This is a genomic window from Flavobacterium sp. LHD-80, from assembly GCF_030929605.1.
Lineage (GTDB): Bacteria > Bacteroidota > Bacteroidia > Flavobacteriales > Flavobacteriaceae > Flavobacterium.
This window is the reverse complement of record NZ_JAVFVS010000001.1, coordinates 561,413-579,474: the sequence shown is the minus strand read 5'-3', so window position 1 is coordinate 579,474 and position 18,062 is coordinate 561,413. Positions and strand designations below refer to the sequence as shown.

Genomic DNA, 18,062 nt, shown 5'->3' with positions numbered 1-18,062 from the left:
AATTTCACAAAACTATTCTGCAAAATATTGATTATATTTGAGTTACCTCTAAAAAGCATTAACCAAATAACATTTAATATTAATTTTAAATAGAACAAAAATGAAATTTACTAGAAAAGCACACGCCAACTGGCAGGGAACCGGAATGGAAGGAAAAGGAACAATAAGTACACAAAGCACAACTTTAGATAATGCACAATTGTCATTTAAAACAAGATTTGCTGATGGCGTAGGAACAAATCCTGAAGAACTAGTTGCAGCAGCACATTCGGGCTGTTTTACAATGCAATTAAGCTTTTTATTGAATGAAGCAGGTTTTACAGCTGATGATTTAACTACAGAAGCTACTGTAACTTTTGAAGATGGAACTATTACATTAATTCATTTAGAATTAAAAGGAAAAGTTCCTTCTATTTCATCAGAAGAATTTAATGCAACTGCAGCAAAAGCAAAAGAAATTTGTCCAATCTCTAAGCTTTTAAACACTACTATAACTTTGAATGCAACTTTAGAAAGTTAACCGAAACTTTTAAGAATAAAAAAACCATCCGCAAAAGCGGATGGTTTTTTTTATATAAATTCAGTATTTTATTATCCTTTAGCTTTTAAAGCTTTAGCTTCAGCTGTCATCTCAAGTGCACTGTATACCCCTAACAATGTTTTTTTAACATCATCGTTTTGAGGATCTAATTCATTTGCTTTTTTAAGATAAGGAATAACGCTTTTGAAAACACTTTCTCTTTGCGCTTTTAATACATCATAACGTTTCATATCTTTAGCTGAAGTACCTAACTTATTCATTTCGTCAATGATTGGTTTTTCAGCCTCTAATTTTAAAGCAGCAATATTAATGTAAGCGTTTACATAATCAGGCTTAATTTCGATTGCTTTTGCATAGTATTTTTCAGCATCTGCAGTATTTTTTGCACCAGCACTGATAACTCCTAAGTTAAAAATCAAATCAGCATTGTTTGGATCTTTTTCTAAAGCTTCGTTTACTAATTTTTTATACGTTTCGAAATCTTTAGTTTCAAGGTATAAATTAGCTTCTGTAAGAATCAAAGAAGTATCATCTGGATTTGTTTTTCTTGCATCAGCGATTGCTTTTTTAGCCTCTTCAGTTTTTCCTTTTTGAACTAAAATTAAAGCTAAGTTTTTGTAGATCTCACCTCTTTTAGAAGGAATAGCTTCTGTTTTAGGTTTTTCGTGAGTTCCTAATTTTACAGCTAAATCTCTATCTTTTGCATTGCTAAAACCATCTTCACTTCCAGAAATTTTGTTTACTGCAGTATACTGAGTTCCTTTTCCAGAATAGTTTAATTTTTTCAACTCTTCATACATTGGCAAAGCAGTATCATAATCCTGTGCATTTACAGCTGTTGAAGCTGCGTAGTACAAATTAATTGTATCATTCTTATCTAATTGATAAGCGTCATACAATTTTTGAGCACTTTCCTTATGCTTATTCGCTTGAGAATCAGCAATAGCTGAATTGATTAATTTTCCTTTAATCTCAGTAATTGAAGCGGCTGCCTGAGTTGAATACTTTTGTTTTCCAGATGTTTTTTCAACATCAATTAATGTTTTGTAGCTTTCAGCTGCAGCAGTTAAGTTTTTGCTTTCTTCTACTTTTTTATTTGCTAAATCTAGGTAAGCATTTCCTTTTACAAAATAGTATTGTGCCTGTTCTACGTCTTTAGCATTTGTAACTAAGTTTTCAGCATCTTTTAATATTGCAATTGCTCCTTGTGCATCTCCGCTTTTTAGCGCTTTTTCAGCACTTTTGATTTGATCTTTCTGAGCAAATGTTGCTGCTGAAATCAATAATGCTGAAGCAAGTATTACATATTTACTTTTCATAATGTTCAATTTGTGTATTTAATTTTAATTTTTCCTTTTTTTATTATTCTTCAGATTCCTCCTCATCAGATTCTTCTTCGTCTTCAACTACATCATCAGCGTCGTCATCGTCATCATCAGCTGTTCCATCATCTTCAAGAACTTCATCAAGATCTGGCTTCACTCTTTCTATTCCAGACTCAACTACATTTCCATCTTCATCAACAACAACTTCTTCAGCCTCATCTTTCATTACTGTTGTAACAGCAGCAATAGAATCTTTTCCTTTCAAGTTGATCAATCTAACACCTTGAGTTGCACGACCCATTACACGTAAATCTTCAATCGCCATTCTGATTGTCAATCCTGATTTATTGATAATCATTAAATCATCAGAATCAGTTACAGCATTGATAGAGATTAATTTACCTGTTTTCTCCGTAATATTAAGCGTTTTAACACCTTTACCTCCACGGTTTGTAATTCTGTAAACGTCTTCTCCATCTTCGTCAACTAATTTAGTACGTTTTCCGTATCCGTTTTCAGTTACAACCAGAATTTGAGAATCATTAATATCGTTTTTATCAACAGTAACCATACCAATCACTTCATCAGTATCATCTTTTAAAGTAATTCCACGAACTCCAGAAGCTGTTCTTCCCATCGGACGTGTTTTGGTTTCTTCAAAACGAACTAATTTACCAGACTTAACAGCCAGGATAATCTGACTTTCGCCGTTAGTCAATTGTGCTCCCATTAATTCATCACCTTCTTTAATCGTAATAGCAGCGACACCATTTACACGAGGCTTAGAATATTTCTCTAAAGAAGTTTTCTTAACCTGACCTTGCTTAGTTACCATTACAAGATTGTGACTATTGATATAATCTTTATCTTTTAAATCTTGCGTACAAATGAAAGCTTTAACTTTATCATCGCTTTCAATGTTCACCAAGTTCTGAATTGCTCTACCTTTTGCTGTCTTACTTCCTTCTGGAATTTCGTAAACACGCATCCAGAAACATTTTCCTTTTTGCGTAAAGAACATCATGTACTGGTGGTTTGTTGCAACGAACATATGCTCAAGGAAATCTTGATCTCTTGTTCCTGCACTTTTTTGACCAACTCCTCCTCTATTTTGAGTTTTGTACTCAGTAAGGTTTGTACGTTTGATATAACCTGCGTGAGAAATAGTAATTACCACATTTTCATCAGCAATTAAATCTTCGATACTTACATCTCCACCAGAGTATTCAATCTGAGAACGACGAGCATCACCGTATTTATCACGAATTTCAATTAATTCTTCTTTAATTAAATCTGTTCTTAAATTAACGTCTGCTAATAAAGCTTTCAAATGCTCAATTAATTTCATTAATTCTTCAAACTCAGCTCTTAATTTATCTTGCTCCAGTCCAGTTAATTGACGAAGACGCATTTCAACAATTGCACGAGCCTGAATATCAGATAATTTAAATCTCTCGATTAATTTCTCTCTTGCTTCATCTGTGTTTTTAGACCCTCTGATTAACGCAATTACTTCATCAATATTATCAGAAGCAATAATTAAACCTTCTAAAATATGTGCTCTTTCTTCTGCTTTGCGTAATTCAAACTGCGTTCTTCTAACCACAACATCATGACGGTGCTCAATAAAATAATGAATCATATCTTTTAGATTCAATAATTGAGGACGCCCTTTAACCAATGCAATATTATTTACACTGAAAGAAGATTGTAATGAAGTATATTTATATAAGGTATTTAAAACAACGTTTGGCGTAGCATCACGTTTTAAGATATAAACGATACGCATACCATTTCTATCCGATTCATCACGGATATTGGCAATACCTTCGATTTTTTTATCGTTAACCAAATCTGCCGTACGTTTGATCATTTCGGCTTTGTTAACCTGATATGGAATTTCAGTAACAATGATACACTCTCTTCCGTCAACTTCTTCAAAACCAACTTTCGCACGCATTACAATACGTCCTCTTCCTGTTTTGAAAGCTTCACGAACACCTTCGTATCCATAAATTACACCACCAGTTGGAAAATCCGGAGCTTTAACGTGTGTAATTAATTCATCTATTTCAATATCGTTATTATCAAGGTATGCTAATGTACTATTGATAACTTCAGTTAAATTATGTGGAGGCATATTTGTCGCCATACCTACTGCAATACCAGTTGCTCCGTTCACTAATAAAGTAGGAACTCTTGTTGGCATTACTTTTGGCTCATATAATGTATCGTCAAAGTTTAATTGAAAATCAACAGTTTCTTTTTCGATATCTGCCATAATATCCTCAGATATTTTGCGCATTCTGGCCTCAGTATAACGCATTGCTGCCGGACTGTCACCATCGACAGAACCAAAGTTACCCTGGCCATCAACTAATAAATAACGCATACTCCATTCTTGAGCCATACGAACCATTGCATCATAAACTGAAGTATCTCCGTGTGGGTGATACTTACCCAGAACCTCTCCTACGATTCTTGCAGATTTTTTGTGGGCAGATCTTGAAGTTACACCTAAATCATACATTCCGTAAAGAACTCTTCGGTGCACTGGTTTTAAGCCATCTCTAACATCCGGAAGTGCTCTCGATACAATTACTGACATCGAATAATCGATGTAAGCTGATTTCATTTCATCCTCAATGTTAATAGGAATTAACTTTTCTCCTTCAGACATAAGTTGTTATGTTTAAATAATTATATTAGTTTCAAAGCGTGCCAAGATACGTTTTTTTGAAATTTTTTCAGCTATTTCCTTACACTTATTTCAATGATTTATTAACAACTTTATTTTTGCTTTTGGTTAATAAATTAAGCGTTTTTTAACTCTTTTATTGTTATTTTTTTTGTCAATTAGCTGACAGCAGATCTCAATAGGTATGATTTTTGTTTTTCAACCAGTAAATAATTAAATTTACATATCGAATTATATATTATGGATGATAATTTTTCACCAAGAGTAAAAGATGTTATTACATACAGTAAGGAAGAAGCACTACGTTTAGGGCACGACTTTATTGGTACTGAACATCTGATGCTAGGCATTTTAAGAGATGGTAACGGAAAAGCTATTCATATACTTAATAACCTAGCAGTTGATTTAGATCATTTACGCAGGAAAGTAGAAATACTTAGTCCAGCCAATCACAGCATTGAGATAAACACTGAAAAGAAAAACCTTCATCTTACACGCCAGGCCGAAAGAGCCCTTAAGACAACCTTTCTTGAAGCTAAAGTATTTCAGAGCTCGTCGATTAGCACGGCTCACCTGCTTTTATGCATCTTACGAAACGAAAACGATCCAACAACCAAGCTATTGAATAAGCTAAAAATAGATTATGACATAGCTAAAGAACAATATCTAAACATGACGCCAAACGAAGAAGAATTTTTAGAAAACTTGCCACGAAATGAGTCATACAATGACGATTCAGGACAAGATGACAGTCTTAAAGAAAGTAGTTTTAATAATCCCGCCAATAAGTCAAACAAAAAATCTAAGACTCCGGTACTAGATAATTTTGGGAGAGATTTAACAGAAATGGCGGAAGAAGGAAAACTAGATCCTGTCGTAGGACGCGAAAAAGAAATTGAACGCGTTTCTCAAATTTTAAGCCGAAGAAAAAAGAACAACCCGCTTCTTATTGGAGAGCCTGGAGTTGGTAAATCTGCTATTGCAGAAGGACTGGCTTTGCGTATTATCCAGAAGAAAGTTTCTCGTATTCTTTTCCACAAACGTGTTGTAACTCTAGATTTGGCCAGCTTAGTTGCCGGAACAAAATATAGAGGACAATTTGAAGAAAGAATGAAAGCCGTAATGAACGAGCTTGAGAAAAATGATGACATTATTCTTTTCATTGATGAAATTCATACTATTGTAGGTGCTGGAGGAGCAACTGGTTCACTTGATGCTTCAAACATGTTCAAACCTGCTTTAGCAAGAGGTGAAATTCAATGTATTGGCGCTACAACTCTTGACGAGTACAGACAATATATAGAGAAAGATGGTGCACTAGAAAGACGTTTCCAAAAAGTAATCGTTGAACCAACTTCTGTTGAAGAAACTATTGCTATTTTGAACAACGTAAAAGACAAATACGAAGATCACCATAATGTAACATATACTCAAGAAGCAATCGAAGCTTGTGTTAAATTAACTAACAGATATATGTCTGAGCGTTTCTTACCAGACAAAGCTATTGATGCAATGGACGAAGCTGGATCTCGTGTTCACATTACTAATATTGATGTTCCAAAACAAATTTTGGATTTAGAGCGTCAATTAGAAGAAGTTCGTGAGAACAAAAACATGGTTGTCAAAAAACAAAAATATGAAGAGGCAGCCAAACTTCGTGACGATGAAAAACGCATTGAAAAAGATCTTGCTTTAGCTCAAGAACAATGGGAAGAAGATTCTAAAAACAACCGAATTGAAGTTACAGAAGATAATGTAGCCGATGTTGTTTCGATGATGACTGGAATTCCTGTGAACAGAATTGCACAAACAGAAAGCAACAAATTGGCTAAATTACCTGAATTGATTCAGAATAAAGTAATTGGTCAAAATGAAGCGGTTCTTAAAATTGCACGTTCTATTCAACGTAACAGAGCCGGACTTAAAGATCCGAATAAACCAATTGGTTCGTTCATTTTCTTAGGTCAGACTGGAGTTGGTAAAACACAATTAGCAAAAGTATTAGCAAAAGAATTATTCGATTCTGAAGATGCCTTAGTTCGTATCGACATGAGTGAATACATGGAGAAATTTGCAATCTCTCGTTTAGTTGGAGCGCCTCCGGGATACGTTGGATACGAAGAAGGTGGTCAATTAACTGAGAAAGTTCGTAGAAAACCATATTGCGTTGTTCTTTTAGACGAGATCGAAAAAGCGCACCCAGATGTATTCAATATGATGCTTCAGGTTTTAGATGACGGATATTTGACTGATAGTTTAGGTCGTAAAATCGACTTTAAAAATACTATTATTATCATGACATCGAACGTTGGTGCACGCCAATTGAAAGACTTTGGTCAAGGCGTTGGATTCGGTACCGCGGCAAGAACAGCTCAAGCTGACGAAAACTCAAAAAGCATTATCGAAAATGCATTGAAAAAAACTTTTGCACCTGAGTTCTTAAACAGAATTGACGACGTAATTGTTTTCAACAGTTTAGAAAAATCAGATATTGATTTGATTATCGAAATCGAATTGAAAAAACTTTATTCTCGTATTGCTGAGTTAGGTTACAAACTAAGCTTAACTGATAAAGCAAAAGCATTTATTGCAGACAAAGGCTTTGACAAGCAATTTGGAGCAAGACCATTGAAAAGAGCAATTCAGAAATACGTTGAAGATTTGTTAGCTGAAGAAATCATTACTTCGAAAATTCATTCTGGTGACGAAATCATGATGGATTTGAAAGATGATTCGCAAGAACTCTCTGTAGAAATTCATAAAGCTGAAGAGCCAACAAATCAATAAATTACTTAAAATTTATAACAAAAATAATACACCCGTTACGTTTTCATAACATAACGGGTGTTTTTTTTGGATAATTTACTATCTTTAGTAAAAGCAAATAGCTACTTTTGAATATAAATTCTATAATAAAAATTAACGTATGCTTCAACACAAAGTCATTTTAGGCAGCGAAGAATGGTGCTCATTTCCAGAACTAGGAATCCCAACGATTAAAGCTCGTGTCGATTCTGGTGCCAAAACTTCGGCAATGCACGCTATAAACATAGCTCCTTTTATAAAAAATGATGCCAATTGGGTAAAATTCGACATTAATCCAATTCAGAATAATATTAAAACTATCATTCATTGCGAAGCGCCACTGGTTGATAAAAGAATTGTAAAAAGCTCAAGTGGTTTTAGAGAACATCGTTATGTAATTCAGACAAGCATTAAAATTGGCGATTCAAAATGGCCAATCGAAATGACTTTGACGAATCGTGATTCGATGGGATTCAGAATGCTTTTAGGCCGTGAAGCCATGAGCGGACGTGTATTAGTAGATCCAGAAGAAAAATACTTGCTTGGACAACCTACGCCAGAATCCCTTAAAGAATTATATCAAAACTCCGAAAAAGCAAGTTCTGGTTTGCGAATTGGACTTTTAGCCAGCAACCCAGAATTATACAGCAACAAAAGAATCATGGAAGCCGGCGAAATGCGCGGTCATGAAATGCATTTTTTGAACATCAAAGAATGTTATATGAAACTGGACGCAAAAACTCCAGAAATTCATTACAGAGGCGGAAAAATCTTAAATCAGTTTGACGCTATTATTCCAAGAATTCGACCAAGCATTACTTTTTATGGTTGTGCTTTGACACGTCAATTTGAGGCTTTAAAGGTTTTCGTTTTAAATTCAGCTACAGCCATAACACAATCGAGAGATAAATTATATTCCCTTCAATTGCTTTTAAACAGTGGAATTGATATTCCAACAACTGGATTTGCCAATTCTCCGCTTGATACAGACAATTTAATTAAGATGGTTGGAGGTTCTCCTCTAATTGTAAAGTTATTAGAAGGAACACAAGGAAAAGGGGTTGTTTTAGCCGAAACTAAAAAAGCAGCAGAAAGTGTAATCAATGCTTTTAAAAGTTTAAATGCCAATATCTTAGTTCAAGAATTTATTAAAGAAGCAAACGGAAAAGACATTCGCTGTTTTGTAATTGACGGAAAAGTAGTTGCAGCGATTCAGCGTGAAGCGATGCCGGGCGAATTTAGAGCTAATATTCATTTGGGCGGAACTGCATCTGTTATCAAAGTAACTGCAGAAGAAAAAAAGATCGCTATTAAAGCCGCAAAAGCAATGGACTTGAAAGTGGCTGGAGTTGATATTATTCGTTCTTCTAAAGGGCCTTTATTACTTGAAGTAAACTCTTCTCCAGGTCTTGAAGGAATTGAAGGCGCAACAAACAAAGATGTTGCCGGAGAAATGATAAAAGCTATTGAAAAGAACTTTAAACTTTAATCAGTAGATTTTCCCAATACTCTATTAATGAAAAAAATCACAATCTTTCTAATTCTAATCCTAACAAGCTGCAATAAAAGTGATTGTTCTGACAATGAAAAAATTAGAAAGATTGAAACTGATAAAATCGTTGAAACTTTTATCAAACAAAACTATATTCAGAGTTCCAATAATTCTTATCCGATCTGCAACACTTTCAAAAAAATCAAAATTAATCCTGAAAGCGTATACGCAAAACCAACAAAAAACTTAGCAATTGTAAAACTTCCTCCACGCTTACCACGAATTCTTGAAAATACGAAAATTTATATCGAAATGATCTTGAATGCTAATATAAATGGAGAAAAAATATTCAGCAACAAAGATTCCTTAAACTTTGCAGAACAAAACAATTGTTTTTTAAAATACACATTACCAGTAAAGATATCAAAAAAGCTAAAAACCATTTCAGTCACGGAAATTGATAAAGCCGAAGAGTGTATAATATTATCAATCCCAATATTTTCAAAAGACAATAAAAAAGCTTACATGGAAATTGATTGCTATACAAAAGAATACCCATACGGAGCATGTGTCTACTTAGAAAAAAATGATGGCATTTGGAAAATCTTAGACACTAGAACCATCTGGGTCAAATGCCCAGGTTAAAAAAAACAAGAACTACTTAAGAGCTTTGTCAAAATTTAAAACTTTGGCAAAGCTTTTTTATTTAACTTTAATAAAACAAAAGAATTAAAAATGATACAATTCCCTTATCTAGATATCATAATAAGAAGTGTCGCTGTCTATTTTTTTATGACGATTGCCTTGAGAATCTTTGGCAAAAAAGAACTTTCGCAATTAAACACTGCTGATATAATTCTGATCTTATTGATCAGCAACTCGGTTCAAAACGCAATGGTTGGACCAGATACAAGTTTAACAGGAGGTTTAGTTGCTGCTTTGGTTTTGTTCATAATCAACTTTGTAATCAAAAAACTTACGCGCAAATACAAAGTTATTGGAGATTTGATATTAGACAAACCTGAAGTATTAATTCATGACGGAAAACTAGATTTTAAAGCTTTAAGTAAACTTGATATTTCGGATGAAGAATTAAAAGAAGCCATGAGAGAACACGGAATAGAATTCTTTAAAAATGTAAAATTGGCAATGCTGGAGATTGACGGAACAATCAGCATTATTTCTGAAGATGAAAAAAAGCTAAAACAAACACATTTTAAACGAAAACACAATCGTAAAAACATACAAAACTTCTAAAAGTTTATGACAAAAAAAGCCGATTTCAAATTGAAATCGGCTTTTTAAATATTTAGAAAAATGCAATTTACATCTCACATTTCACAACAATCGTTTTATGAAATAAACACGCTCAGCACAAAATAAACCAAACCTGCTAATATCGCTGAAATTGGAATAGTAAGAATCCAAGCCCAGATCAAACTTACAGTAACTCCCCAACGAACAGCAGATACACGTTTTGTTAATCCAACCCCGATGATAGATCCTGTAATGGTATGCGTTGTACTTACTGGAATTTTTAAGTGCTCAGTAAAATAAAGTGTCAAAGCTCCAGCTGTTTCAGCAGCAACTCCTTCAAACGAACTTACTTTTGTAATTTTAGAACCCATTGTTTTCACAATTTTCCATCCACCACTTAAAGTTCCTGCAGCAATTGCAGAATAACAAGCTAATGGAATCCAGCCTGGCATTACTCCTTTAATTCCTAAATCATCATTTGGCAATACAACATCCAACCAAGAATCCATGTGAACTCCCGGATTTGTATTGATATAAACCGCTACAGCCGCAGCAATAATACCCATTACTTTTTGAGAATCATTTCCTCCATGCCCTAAACTGAACGCAGCAGAAGATAATAATTGCATTTTTTTCAGCGCCGCATCTGCTTGATGAAGATTTAAACTACTGAATATCAAACAAAATCCACTTACAGTCAAGATAATAAAAGCAACTAAGAACCACTTAATATTATGAGGATCAAAAGCTACACTCCAAAAATGAGATTCAAATCTAGGTTTTTCAATATCTGCATAAGGAACCATTAAACTGCTTACCAGCCAAACAGTTGCAATCATTAAGGCAACAGTAAATACTTTAGGCCAAATACTTTTACGAGAAGCATTTAAAAGCCATATCGAAATTAAATACGACGCTAAAGCTCCTAAAAGTGGCGCTAAAACAATAAAAGCAATAATGATAAGAACTCCTGAAGGCATTCCACCGTCTTTTCCAGCTTTGTACCAACTTACAATTTGATACCAGTAATGTGTAGCTCCATCTTCACCAACATATCCAGAAAAACCGTGAACTGCAATAGCATGCGCAACAGCCGCTCCTGCAAAACCTCCAATAAGTGTATGTGAAGAACTTGAAGGAATTCCAAGCCACCAAGTCAATAAGTTCCAGCAGATTGCCGCAATGACTCCGGCAAGAATTACTACTAGGTTAATTTCCATTGTGTGCGCTGTTTTTGCAACAGTATCTGCAACACCAAATCCGAAAACCCAATAAGCTAAAAAGTTAAAAAATGCTGCCCAAAGAACCGCCTGAAAAGGCGTTAAAACCTTTGTTGCAACAACTGTCGCTATAGCATTTGCCGCATCATGAAAACCATTGATGTAATCAAAAATTAAGGCTAATACTATAATTAATATAAGTAGCGTCATAAAATTATAACTTCAGAATGAAAAATTGAATTAAGAATGTTTTACAGAAATAGATTCTAGTATATTCGCAACACTCTTACATTTATCTGTTGCTGATTCTAAAACAGATAACACTTCTTTATACTTAATGATATTTTTAGCGTCTGTTTCGTTTTCAAAGATTTCAAAAACTGCTTTGTTATATACGTTATCAGATTTGTTCTCTAGTTTGTTAATTCTAGCACAAGAATCTTTAATAACTTTCATGTTTTTCAAGTTGCTCAATTCCTTTACAGCACTATCAATATTTTGACAAGCTTCAAGGTTGATTTCTGTCATTTTTCTGATCGATTTTGTAATCTTGTCAACTTGATATAATCTCATACGGCTTGCAGCTCCGTGAAGGTAATCTGCAACGTTATCAATTGAAGTAATTAAGGTATGAATATCTTCTCTATCAAATGGAGTAATAAAGTTTCTGCTCAATTCCAAGTTAGTTTGACGCGTAATGTCTTCTCCTTTTTGCTCTAATTCATCAATTTTCTGAAAAAGAACTTCTCTTTCTTTTAATGGTAAGTTTACAGCTTCGTGTAAGTTAGATGCTAATTCAATTAAATTGCTTGAAGCCTCTTCAAAAAGTGGAAAGAATTTCTTGTCTTTCGGCACTAAAAATTGGAAAATACTGTTTATTGACATTTTTATATTTTTGATAGTGCAAAATTACTTCAATAATATTCTATAATGTTAAGCCATTGTTAACAAATCGTTTTCAATTTGAAAACTGTCTAGGAACGAAATTGTCTTCTCGATATCGTAATGCAAGATTCTATCTTCTTTAACCAAAGGCACTACTTCACGATAACTGCTTAAAAACATTTCGATAAAATCGCTTGATTTCAAAGGTTCTCTATAAGCAATTGCTTGTGAAGCATTCATCAATTCAATTGCTAAAATGCGCTCTAAATTATCTAAAACACGCAAAGCTTTTGTCGCTCCGTTTGCTCCCATACTCACGTGATCTTCTTGACCATTGCTCGAAACAATGCTGTCAATACTTGATGGAGTTGCCAATTGCTTATTCTGGCTTGCAATACTTGCTGCAGTATATTGCGGAATCATAAATCCTGAATTTAATCCTGGATTATCAACTAAAAATGCAGGCAGATTTCGCAATCCTGAAATTAATTGATAGGTTCTTCTTTCAGAAATACTTCCTAATTCTGCCAAAGCAATTGCCATAAAATCTAAAGCCAAAGCCAATGGTTGTCCGTGGAAATTTCCTCCTGAAATAATTTGATCCGCTTCAACAAATATGTTTGGATTATCGGTAACCGAATTAATCTCGGTTTTAAATACTTTTCGAACATAATCGATCGCATCTTTTGACGCGCCGTGAACCTGTGGCATGCAACGGAAAGAATAAGGATCTTGAACGTGTTTCTTTTCTTGAGTAATAATTTCACTTCCATCTAAGAATTCTGCAATGCGTTGCGCCGTTACAATTTGCCCTTTATGCGGACGTATATAATGTATCAATTCATTAAAAGGTTCGATTCTTCCGTCAAAACCTTCCAAAGAAATAGTTCCAATTAAATCGGCTAAATAAGATAGTTTGTATCCTTTAATTAAAATATGAGCTCCATAAGCACTCATAAACTGCGTTCCGTTTAACAAAGCCAAACCTTCTTTTGACTGCAACACAATTGGTTCCCAGTTAAATTGTTTTAAAACTTCAGCAGAAGCCACTTTTTTACCTTCAAAGTAAACTTCACCTTCTCCTAGTAAAGGCAACGATAAATGTGCCAATGGTGCTAAATCGCCAGAAGCACCAAGCGAACCTTGCGTATAAATTACAGGAAGAATATCATTATTATAAAAATCAACTAAACGTTGCAATGTAATCAACTGTACTCCAGAATGTCCGTAGCTTAAAGATTGAATTTTCAACAAAAGCATCATTTTCACAATTTCTGCCGGAACTTCCTCTCCTGTTCCGCAGGCGTGCGATTTTACTAAGTTTTCCTGAAGTTTAGAAAGATTCTCATTTGAGATTTTTACACTGTAAAGTGATCCAAAGCCAGTATTGATTCCGTAAATAGGTGCAGAATGCGTCGACATTTTTTTGTCAAGATAATCACGGCATTTCTGAACGTTTACTTTTGCTTCTTCAGATAATTCAAGCGTTTTGTCATTAACTAAAATCTCTTGTAATGTTTCTAAAGTTATGGTCTCAGTACTTATATAATGAATCTCTCTCATGATTATTTTAAATTTAAGACGTCAAAATTCAACAAATCAATATTAAAAAGCAACATTTTATCACAATAATTAAAATTTACATCAGAGCATTTCTCTCGTTTTATTTATTTAACAATCCTAAATTTCGCCAAAATGATTCTCTTTTGATAAGTTTTTCGTTAAAAGCCAATCCATTATACGCGCTTTATTCTCAAAAAAACCAATCTTAAATATATCAAAACTTCAATTTAGCTTGCTGAATTTTAACAATTACTCAATATTGATTTTTTGAGATTTGAATTATTAAAATATTCGTAAAAAGCCCATAAGAATTTTTAATGCTGCTTAAAAGCTGTACTTTTGAAAAATCAAATAATGAAAAGTAACAGCACAAAATATCAATCTACAATGACAACTCAAACTGGAGTTGCAATTGCTGCTACGATTATTTCTACTACAACAACTACTACCCCTTAGGGGTATACATTTTTACATATAATCCTAGGTTACCTATACTTTTTTCTTGAAAGAAGAGAGTTATTGGATACATAAAAAACATTTACAAAGAAAGAAAAGTCGCAGTTTTCAGTTTCAGTTCACAGTTGATAACCTTTGAACCTTTGTTACTCAAAATCTTTGCAACTTATTAAAAAATATCACAAAAATGAAAGTATTAAAATTTGGCGGAACTTCGGTTGCCAATGCTCAAAATATAAAACTCGTTCTCGAAATTGTAAAACAAAAAGCTGAAAAAGATAAATTAGTTGTAGTAGTTTCTGCCTTAAGCAAAGTCACAGATCTGCTTCAATCTGCAGCGGCAAAAGCAGCAGCAAATGATGAAAGCTTCAGAGAAGTTGTTGCCGAAATCGAGAAAAAACACCTTGACACTTTAAAAGAATTGATTCCGGTAAGCGAGCAAAGCAGTTTGTTGAGCCACGTAAAAAGAATCATTAATCACTTAGAAACTTTATTAGACGGTTGTTTCCTTCTTGGCGAATTATCTCCAAGAACTGCCGATACTATTTTAAGTTTTGGAGAATTGCTTTCGTCATTCATTATTGCAAAAGCATACGAACAAATTAACAATGATGCGGTTTACAAAGACAGTCGTGAGTTGATTAAAACAAATGCTGATTTTGGAAAAGCGGTTGTGAATTTTGAAGTTTCGAATAAATTAATTCAGGAATATTTTTCTTCGAATGAATCAAAAATCAATATTCTGCCAGGATTTATCGCACAGACTTTAGACGGAATCACCTCGACTTTAGGACGTGGCGGATCTGATTACACTGCAGCAATTATTGCCGGAGCAATCGACGCAGAACAATTGGAAATCTGGACTGATGTAAACGGAATGTTTACAGCCAACCCAAAAATTGTAAAACAAGCACAGCCAATTGCAAATATTTCGTATCAGGAAGCGATGGAATTGTCTCATTTTGGTGCCAAAGTTTTGTATCCGCCAACTATTCAGCCAGTTTTAAGAAAGAACATTCCAATTTTAATCAAAAATACTTTTGAGCCAGAAGCTGTTGGAACTTTAATTTCTGATACTGTGGTGTCAAAAGACACTGTTGTAAAAGGAATCAGTCATATTGATAATATTTCATTGTTGACGCTTGAAGGTCCTGGAATGATTGGTGTTGCAGGTTCGTCAAGACGTTTGTTTGAAGTATTGTCTCAGGAAAAAATCAACGTTATTTTCATTACTCAGGCTTCTTCTGAGCATTCAATTTGTATCGGAATTTTAAATTCGGATGCTGATAATGCTGAAACTGCAATTAACAGAGCTTTTGAAATTGAAATTGCACAAAACAAAATCGATCCCTGTTACGTAGAAAAAGACCTTTGCATTATTGCTTTGGTGGGTGAAAACATGAAAAATCACCAAGGTTTAAGCGGAAGAATGTTCAGTACTTTAGGAAAAAACAACGTTAACATTCGTGCGATTGCGCAAGGTGCTTCTGAAAGAAATATCTCGACTGTAATCAACGAAAGAGACGTTAAAAAAGCATTGAATACTCTACACGAGAATTTCTTCGAAGAAAACACAAAACAGCTGAATTTATTTGTAATGGGAGTTGGAAATGTGGGCGAAAAATTCATCGAACAAATTCATTCTCAAAGAAGATTCTTAAAAGATAATTTAAAGATCAACGTTCGCGTAATTGCATTGTCGAACTCAAGAAAAATGCTTTTTGACGAAGACGGAATCTCATTAAAAGATTGGCAATCGACTTTAGATAAAGGTGAAGCAGCAATTCCGACAGAATTCATCGCACGCGCCAAAGAACTGAATTTACGTAATAGTATTTTCGTAGATATTACAGCAAATGCAAGCGTTTCTGAAATGTATGAGAAGTTCTTAAAAGAAAGTATTGCGGTTGTAACTTGCAACAAAATTGCCTGTTCATCTGCTTACGATAATTATAAAAAACTAAAAAGTTTATCTCGCCAATACAACGCTCCGTTTTTGTTTGAAACGAATGTTGGTGCGGGATTGCCAATTATTGATACTGTAAAAAACTTAATTGCTTCTGGCGATAAAGTGCATAAAATTCAGGCGGTTTTATCGGGAAGTTTGAATTTCATTTTCAACAATTTCGATCAAAACAATTCTTTCCACGATGTGGTTAAAGAAGCCGGAGTTCAAGGTTTCACAGAACCAGATCCGAAAATTGATTTAAGCGGTGTTGATGTAGCTCGTAAAATCCTGATTTTAATTCGCGAAAGCGGTTATGAAATGGATATTGACGCGATTGCAAACGAATCATTTTTACCAACAGAATGTCTAACAACAACAAACAACGAGGATTTCTTTGCTTCGTTAATCAAACACGCGTCGCATTTTGAAGACATTTATAAAGAAGCTTTAGCGAAAGATTCAAGATTGAAATACGTGGCACAATTCGAAAACGGAAAAGCAAGCGTTGGTCTTCAATTTATTCCAAAAGATCACCCTTTCTACAATTTAGAAGGAAAAGACAATATCGTTTTGTTCTACACAGATCGTTATGTAGACCAGCCTTTATTGATCAAAGGCGCCGGGGCTGGAGCAGCGGTTACCGCTTCAGGAATTTTTGCAGATGTAATTCGCATAGGGAATATTTAAAGGTGCTAAGGTTCTAAGATGCTAAGGTTCTGAGTTTTTTTTAGAACTGATCTTAGCCCTTAGAACCTCAGAATCTTAGAAAATAAAATAAAAAGATGCAAAGAAACCTTAGAATCTTAGCATCTTAGAACCTCAGAACCTTTAAAAAAAAATGGAAATAAAATTATTCTGTCCCGCTACAATCGCAAACCTCTCCTGCGGATTTGACGTACTTGGACTTTGCTTAGACAATGCGGGCGATGAAATGATTGTTCGAAAAGTCGATCAAAAAGGAGTTCGAATCACTAAAATTGTCGGTGCCGATTTGCCTTTGGAAACCGAGAAAAACGTTTCTGGAGTTGCTGCTTTGGCCATGCTGGAAACTTTGGACGAATTGGATTTTGGATTCGAAATCGAAATTTATAAAAACATAAAAGCTGGAAGCGGTATTGGAAGCAGTGCTGCAAGTTCTGCCGGAGCGGTTTTCGGAATTAATGAGTTACTAGGAAAACCTTATTCTCGTAAAGATTTAGTTCAGTTTGCCATGCAAGGCGAAAAATTAGCCAGCGGAAACGCACATGCCGACAACGTTGCTCCTGCCCTTTTAGGCGGCTTTACTTTGGTAAGAAGTTATGCGCCTTTAGATATTATCAGAATTGACAGTCCGGAAGAATTATTCGCAACAGTAGTCCATCCACAAATTGAATTGAAAACTTCTGACGCACGTTCGGTTTTAAAACAAAATGTTTCCCTGAAAAGCGCTATTATGCAATGGGGAAATGTAGGCGGATTAGTTGCAGGTCTTTACACTAAAGATTACGAATTAATTGGAAGATCGCTTCATGATGAAATTGTGGAACCTTTAAGAAGCGTTTTGATTCCAGGTTTCGATCAAATCAAACAAACGGCTTATGAAAACGGCGCTTTAGGTTCTGGAATTTCAGGTTCTGGCCCATCTATTTTTGCTTTAAGCCGAGGAAAAGAAACCGCCGAAAAAATCGCAAAAGCCATGAGCGACGTTTACGAAAAAATGAATTTGCCGTATGAAATTCACGTTTCGAAAATAAATCCTGATGGCGTAAGAATTATATAACACCAATTTCACGAATTAGCACAAATTGGTTTTCGAAATAATCTAAACAGAAGGAGAACACAAAGTTTGTCAGGCTGAGCGGAGTCGAAGCCCACGCAAAGTGTATACGCAAT

At 34.5% G+C, this 18,062-nt stretch carries 12 protein-coding genes; 7 read left to right on the top strand and 5 right to left on the bottom strand.

What is annotated here, in order from left to right:
- The first annotated feature begins 100 nt into the window (after positions 1-100).
- Positions 101-520, top strand: coding sequence for an OsmC family protein (locus tag RB619_RS02490; protein WP_308093726.1), 420 nt, complete (start codon positions 101-103; stop codon positions 518-520).
- A gap of 71 nt (positions 521-591) precedes the next feature.
- Here the strand turns inward: RB619_RS02490 and RB619_RS02485 are convergent, their stop codons facing one another.
- Both RB619_RS02485 and gyrA read right to left on the bottom strand, forming a co-directional pair.
- Positions 592-1,860 carry a tetratricopeptide repeat protein gene (locus RB619_RS02485; RefSeq protein ID WP_308093724.1) on the bottom strand — a complete coding sequence of 423 codons (1,269 nt, stop codon included), beginning with the start codon at positions 1,858-1,860 and terminating at the stop codon, positions 592-594.
- Between the two features lie 43 nt (positions 1,861-1,903).
- The gene (gyrA, locus tag RB619_RS02480) at positions 1,904-4,546 is read right to left on the bottom strand and encodes a DNA gyrase subunit A (protein WP_308093721.1); all 2,643 of its coding nucleotides are present in this window, start codon (positions 4,544-4,546) and stop codon (positions 1,904-1,906) included.
- Positions 4,547-4,804: 258 nt separating this feature from the next.
- Here gyrA and RB619_RS02475 point away from each other — a divergent pair, with 258 nt between their 5' ends.
- The 4 genes from RB619_RS02475 (at position 4,805) to RB619_RS02460 (ending at position 10,118) form a co-directional block, all read left to right on the top strand.
- Positions 4,805-7,351: an ATP-dependent Clp protease ATP-binding subunit gene (locus tag RB619_RS02475; protein ID WP_308093719.1), complete on the top strand. Its 2,547-nt coding sequence runs from the start codon at positions 4,805-4,807 to the stop codon at positions 7,349-7,351.
- 139 nt (positions 7,352-7,490) lie between these two features.
- Entirely contained in the window at positions 7,491-8,858 is a 1,368-nt protein-coding gene (gene rimK, locus RB619_RS02470) for a 30S ribosomal protein S6--L-glutamate ligase (protein WP_035648442.1), read from the top strand.
- A gap of 27 nt (positions 8,859-8,885) precedes the next feature.
- Positions 8,886-9,506 (top strand): hypothetical protein, encoded by a 621-nt coding sequence (locus tag RB619_RS02465; RefSeq protein WP_308093716.1) that lies wholly within the window; start codon positions 8,886-8,888, stop codon positions 9,504-9,506.
- A 90-nt stretch (positions 9,507-9,596) separates the two neighbouring features.
- Complete coding sequence (locus tag RB619_RS02460; protein ID WP_308093714.1) at positions 9,597-10,118, top strand: YetF domain-containing protein; 522 nt, start codon at positions 9,597-9,599, stop codon at positions 10,116-10,118.
- Positions 10,119-10,213: 95 nt separating this feature from the next.
- Here the strand turns inward: RB619_RS02460 and RB619_RS02455 are convergent, their stop codons facing one another.
- From RB619_RS02455 to hutH, 3 genes are read right to left on the bottom strand one after another with little or no spacing between them, the layout of a single operon-like run.
- The gene (locus RB619_RS02455) at positions 10,214-11,548 is read right to left on the bottom strand and encodes an inorganic phosphate transporter (RefSeq protein ID WP_308093712.1); all 1,335 of its coding nucleotides are present in this window, start codon (positions 11,546-11,548) and stop codon (positions 10,214-10,216) included.
- 30 nt (positions 11,549-11,578) lie between these two features.
- On the bottom strand, positions 11,579-12,223 hold the full coding sequence (locus RB619_RS02450; RefSeq protein WP_035648449.1) for a DUF47 domain-containing protein: 645 nt from the start codon (positions 12,221-12,223) through the stop codon (positions 11,579-11,581).
- A 48-nt stretch (positions 12,224-12,271) separates the two neighbouring features.
- Positions 12,272-13,786, bottom strand: coding sequence for a histidine ammonia-lyase (hutH, locus tag RB619_RS02445; protein ID WP_308093708.1), 1,515 nt, complete (start codon positions 13,784-13,786; stop codon positions 12,272-12,274).
- A gap of 643 nt (positions 13,787-14,429) precedes the next feature.
- On the opposite strand from hutH, the gene thrA reads away from it, so the two are divergent.
- Both thrA and RB619_RS02435 read left to right on the top strand, forming a co-directional pair.
- Entirely contained in the window at positions 14,430-16,877 is a 2,448-nt protein-coding gene (gene thrA, locus RB619_RS02440) for a bifunctional aspartate kinase/homoserine dehydrogenase I (protein ID WP_308093706.1), read from the top strand.
- A gap of 151 nt (positions 16,878-17,028) precedes the next feature.
- A complete protein-coding gene (locus tag RB619_RS02435; protein ID WP_308093703.1) occupies positions 17,029-17,949 on the top strand; it encodes a homoserine kinase in 921 nt (306 codons plus the stop codon).
- The last annotated feature ends 113 nt before the right edge of the window (positions 17,950-18,062 follow it).